Source organism: Pontibacter rugosus (assembly GCF_042678745.1).
Classification (GTDB): domain Bacteria; phylum Bacteroidota; class Bacteroidia; order Cytophagales; family Hymenobacteraceae; genus Pontibacter; species Pontibacter rugosus.
In genome coordinates, this window is sequence record NZ_JBHTLD010000265.1 from 1 (window position 1) to 5,552 (window position 5,552).

Genomic DNA, 5,552 nt, shown 5'->3' on the forward strand with positions numbered 1-5,552 from the left:
GTAGTACTAAAATGTGTTGACAAAATAACGGTTGAGAGTACATTAATTCACTTTTTTCAACACAAAATGATTTTTTACAAAAAAATTACACTAAATTGTAGTGACTAAGCGCTCACTCCAGTAATTTTAAACCGTAAAAGTGGTGCTATATTAGCAAAAGCTATTGCAATCGGTTTCATTACTCGATTTTGCCTGGTACAGTTACATGAAATGTTATGGAAAAGGAAACAACCATCTACGATATAGCAAAAGAATTATCTATCTCTCCTACCACAGTTAGCAGAGGCCTGAATAACCATCCTGCTGTAAACAAGGACACCAAACAGAAGATTTTTGAAGTTGCTACCCAGATGGGCTACCGTTCCAACACGTTTGCCAGCAGTTTAAGAAAACAACGCACCAATACCATTGGGGTAATTGTGCCACTGCTAAACAGCAACTTTCAGTCTTCTGTGATGGCAGGAATGGAAAAAATAGCAAACGAAGCCGGTTATAACCTTATTATCAGCCAGTCGCTGGAGACAGTGCAGAAGGAAATTACTAATGCCAAGACGATGTTTGACAACAGAGTGGATGGTTTACTGGTATCTATCGCCTATGACACTGAAAACATCGATCATTTCGAACCTTTCTTCAGCAAAGGAATTCCGCTGCTTTTCTACGACAGAGTACCCGAACATAAAAAGTGCACCAGCATCGTCATAGACAATACCCAGGCTGCCTATACAGCTACATCACACTTGATCGAGCAGGGTTGTAAGAACATCGTGCACATCAGTGGAAATTTAAAAGTAAATGTGTACAAAGAAAGACTGAAAGGATTTAAGTATGCCTTAATGGATAATGATATTCCTATTGTAGATTCCTCTGTGATTGTAACAGACCTTAGTGAGGAAGCAGGCATTAAGGCAGCTAAGCAAATCATTCAGATGGACCCAATGCCTGACGGCGTTTTTGTATCTAATGATTATTGCGCTGTAAGCTGTATTAAAACTTTAAAACAGGCAGGTATTTCAATACCTAAAGATATTGCTGTAGTAGGGTTTAACAACGATCCTATCACCAGAATAATAGAACCTAATCTTAGCTCTGTCAACTACCCCGGATATGAAATGGGCGAAATGGCTGTCAGGACGTTAATCAACTATTTAGATGGTGCCTCTGATGTCAGTATCACCAACACCATCACGCTAAGGTCAGAACTAGTAGTTAGAGAGTCAACAGGAAAACTGAAGCATACAAGCCTGGCCATACATTAATACTTCCAGCTATTTTTATTACACACTTTTAAGTATACATCATATGCAGCGTAAGCTTTTTTGTCTTTTACTCCTTTTAGTTTGCTTAGCCTACCATAGCGAAGGCACCAAAGCTGACGACGGCTATAAACTGTGGCAACGATACGAGCAAGTACAGGATCAGGCAAAACTGCAGGTATACCGCCAGGCAATAAATGAACTGATCGTGCAGGGAAACTCACCCACCCTCACCGTGGCACACCAGGAATTACAGACTGCCCTGAGCGGCCTGCTTGGTCAAACAGTTCCCAGTTCGCAGCAGGTAACGAAGCAAAATGTATTGGTTGCGGGCACACCAGCAAGCTCAGCTTTAGTAAAAAACTTGGGGTTAACAGACAGGCTTAAAGCTGTTGGTAACGAAGGCTATTTACTGCAAACCTCAACCAAAAACGGCAAGAATTATACAGTTATAGCTGCCAACACTGACATTGGCGTACTGTACGGCAGCTACCACTTCTTAAGATTATTACAGACACAGCAGGATATCAGCAATCTAAGTATAGCCAGCGCTCCTAAAATCAAGCACCGTGTGCTCAACCACTGGGACAACCTGGACAGGACCGTGGAACGTGGCTATTCAGGCTTCTCGCTTTGGGACTGGCACCGCCTGCCTGGTTACATAGATCAGCGTTATATTGACTATGCTCGCGCGAATGCTTCTGTTGGCATTAACGGAACAGTATTGACCAATGTGAATGCCAATGCGTTAGTGCTTACAGAAGATTACCTGAAAAAAGTAGCGGCGCTGGCAGATGCGTTCCGCCCTTATGGTATAAAAGTATACCTAACAGCCCGCTTCAGCGCTCCTATAGAAATCGGAGGCTTGAAAACTGCCGACCCCCTGGACCCGCAGGTACAGGCATGGTGGAAAAAGAAGTCAGACGAAATTTACTCTTTTGTTCCTGATTTCGGTGGCTTTCTGGTAAAGGCAAACTCTGAGGGACAACCTGGCCCGCAGAACTATGGCAGAAACCATGCGGATGGCGCTAACATGTTGGCTGACGCGGTAGCTGACAAAGGTGGTATTGTGATGTGGCGCGCTTTTGTGTACAGCGAAGATGAGCCTGATGATCGTGCCAAGCAAGCTTATAATGAGTTTAAGCCACTAGATGGCACGTTTAGAGACAATGTGCTGGTACAGGTGAAGAACGGCGCGATTGATTTTCAGCCACGCGAGCCATTCCACCCGCTTTTTGGTGCCATGCCTAAAACGCCGCTGATGATGGAGTTTCAGCTAACGCAGGAGTATTTAGGCCAGGGCACTACGCTGGCTTACCTCTCTCCTATGTATAAAGAAACTTTAGAGGCAGATACTTACGCCAAAGGCAAAGGCTCTACAGTTGCCAAAGTAGTTGATGGTTCTTTAGACAATCACAAACTGACCGGTATAGCCGGCGTAGCTAACATCGGAAACGACCGCAACTGGACAGGGCATCAATTTGCTCAATCAAACTGGTATACCTTTGGCCGCCTTGCCTGGGATCATGCACTATCGTCCGAGCAGGTTGCGGATGAGTGGATCAAGATGACCTTCACCAATGATAACAAGTTTGTGGCTCCGGTAAAGGACATGATGATGAACTCTCATGAGGCCATCGTTAACTACATGACGCCGCTTGGCCTGCACCACATCATGGGCTGGTCTCACCACTACGGCCCGGGCCCTTGGATTAAAGACAAGCACCGCGCTGACTGGACATCTGTATACTACCACAAAGCCGACGAAAAAGGCATTGGCTTCGACCGCACAAAGTCTGGCAGCAATGCCGTTGCACAATACTTCCCTCCGGTTGCCAAGCAATTCGGAAATGTAAAGAAAGTACCTGAAAAGTACCTGTTGTGGTTCCACCATGTGCCATGGGATCATAAAGTTAACTCTGGCAGAACGCTTTGGAACGAACTAGCTTACAGGTACAGCGGTGGCGTAGATGATGTGCGCCAGATGCAAAAAACCTGGGATAACCAGGAAGGCATGATAGACCAAGAGCGTTTCCAGCACGTAAAGCAGCTTTTAACTGTACAGGAGCAGGAAGCTAAGTGGTGGAGAGATGCCTGCCTGCTGTACTTCCAGACTTTCTCAAAAAGACCTATTCCTCAAGATTTAGAAAAGCCAGCCCACACGCTGGAGTATTACATGAGCCTGGACCCCAAATTTGTTCCGGGTATTTAACTTTTATCAACACATCCATATGACCCCAGATTCTAACGCAGCGACTAAAGTAGCTATTGTAACCGGAGGAGCATCAGGCTTAGGTTACGCCATCGCTGAGAAATTTGTAAACAACAACTTCCGCACTATCATTGTCGGGAGAAATGAAGACAAGCTTAAAGAAGCAAAAGCTAATTTCGGAGAACTTTGCACCTATATGGTGTGCGACCTGTCTGACCTACAGCAGATACCAGGCCTGGTGAGCAACATCGCAGCTGAGTTCGGTACGATTGACGTGCTGGTGAACAACGCGGGCATCAACATGAAAAAGCCTTTTGTTGAAGTAACCGACGAAGAGTTCCAGAGAATTATATTGACCAATGTTACCGCTGTGTTTGCGCTTAGCCGTGAGGTGGTGAAAGTGATGCAGCCTAATAAAAAAGGAAGCATCATCAACATCAGCTCTATGGCGTCCCAGTATGGCATTCCGAAAGTAATTGCATATACAGCCTCTAAATCTGCTATCGAAGGTATGACCAGAGCAATGGCGGTAGACCTTTCTCCGGAAGGCATCCGCGTAAACTGCGTAGCTCCTGGCTTTATCGCTACCGATATGTCAGCGAAAGCGCTTAACAATGATCCGGAAAGAAAAAACAAAGTGCTTTCGCGCACACCTATGGGCCACTTAGGAGAGCCTGCTGATGTAGCAGAAGCAGTATACTATTATGCCACAGAGGGTGCCAAGTATGTAACCGGTACCGTACTGCCAGTTGATGGCGGCAACTCGATTGGTTTTTAAAATACTTTATACTTGCTGTTTTAAATTCCAGCTACCAAACCTATTTCCAGAATATACTGCCACCAAAGGTGCCCCTTTAACCTAACCTAAACCTGATAAATGAGACTGTACAGAACCCTCTTCGCCCCTACGCTGCTGGCTGCTTGCCTGGCAACCTCTTGCGCTGATCCTAACCAGAATTCAACCAACGAGGTACCTACTGCACAAGCAGCTACAGATGCGTCACCAAGTATAAAAGCGGCTTATAAAGATGCTTTTTATGTAGGAGCAGCTTTAAACGGAAGACAGGCAAGCGGTAATGATGCAAAGGCAATTAAGCTTTTACAAGAGCAGTTCAACACCATCAGCCCGGAGAACCTGCTGAAGTGGGAAGCGGTGCACCCAAAGCAAGGGGTATATAATTTTGAGGCAGCTGATAAGTACGTGGCGTTAGGCGAACAGAACGACATGTTTATAGTGGGCCATACGTTAGTGTGGCATAACCAAACGCCGAAATGGGTGTTCGAAGATGCGCAGGGCAAGCCTGTGAGCAAAGAAGAACTGCTGAAGCGCATGGAAGACCACATCAAAACAGTGGCCGGGCGCTACAAAGGCAGAATAGATAGCTGGGATGTAGTAAATGAGGCTCTGAATGATGACGGCACCTTACGCCAGTCTCCCTGGTTGAAAATAATCGGGGAAGAATTCCTGGTAAAAGCCTTTGAATATGCCCACCAGGCAGACCCGGAAATGGAGTTATACTATAATGACTATAACCTCTGGAAGCCAGCGAAGCGTGATGGTGCCGTGCGTTTAGTGCGTAACCTGCAGGAAAAGGGAATCAAAGTAGCCGGAATTGGTATGCAAGGCCACTATGGCCTACATGCTCCTTCCCTGGAAGACATTGAAGCAAGTATAAAAGCTTTTTCTGATTTAGGCGTGAAGGTGGCTTTTACGGAAGTAGATATTGATGTGCTGCCAAACCCAAGCAACCGCCAGGGCGCAGATATTGATGCTACCTTTGAGTTTGACGAGAAGTATAACTTATACACAGACGGCTTGCCAGATTCCGTGCAGCAACAGCTTACGCAGCGCTATACCGACCTTTTCAACCTTTTCCAGAAGCACAGTGACAAGATTGACCGCGTTACCTTCTGGGGAGTTACAGACAACGATTCCTGGTTAAACAACTGGCCGATACAGGGCCGCACCAGCTACCCTATGCTGTTCGACCGGCAGTACCAGCCCAAACCAGCTTATAATGCCGTGTTGGAAGCTGCTGCCAAAGCGAAATAACAATTAGGATAAAATAATAGACAGCTTTTAG

At 45.8% G+C, this 5,552-nt stretch carries 4 protein-coding genes; all 4 read left to right on the forward strand.

The annotated features are described in order from the left end of the window. Window positions 1-215: 215 nt before the first annotated feature. The 4 genes from ACFQ2O_RS19405 (at window position 216) to ACFQ2O_RS19420 (ending at window position 5,521) form a co-directional block, all read left to right on the forward strand. Window positions 216-1,259: a LacI family DNA-binding transcriptional regulator gene (locus ACFQ2O_RS19405; protein ID WP_377531909.1), complete on the forward strand. Its 1,044-nt coding sequence runs from the start codon at window positions 216-218 to the stop codon at window positions 1,257-1,259. A gap of 43 nt (window positions 1,260-1,302) precedes the next feature. Then, window positions 1,303-3,468 (forward strand): alpha-glucuronidase family glycosyl hydrolase, encoded by a 2,166-nt coding sequence (locus tag ACFQ2O_RS19410; protein WP_377531911.1) that lies wholly within the window; start codon window positions 1,303-1,305, stop codon window positions 3,466-3,468. Between the two features lie 19 nt (window positions 3,469-3,487). Next, window positions 3,488-4,246 (forward strand): SDR family NAD(P)-dependent oxidoreductase, encoded by a 759-nt coding sequence (locus tag ACFQ2O_RS19415; RefSeq protein ID WP_377531914.1) that lies wholly within the window; start codon window positions 3,488-3,490, stop codon window positions 4,244-4,246. Between the two features lie 99 nt (window positions 4,247-4,345). Beyond that, entirely contained in the window at window positions 4,346-5,521 is a 1,176-nt protein-coding gene (locus tag ACFQ2O_RS19420) for an endo-1,4-beta-xylanase (protein ID WP_377531917.1), read from the forward strand. Window positions 5,522-5,552: the final 31 nt, after the last annotated feature.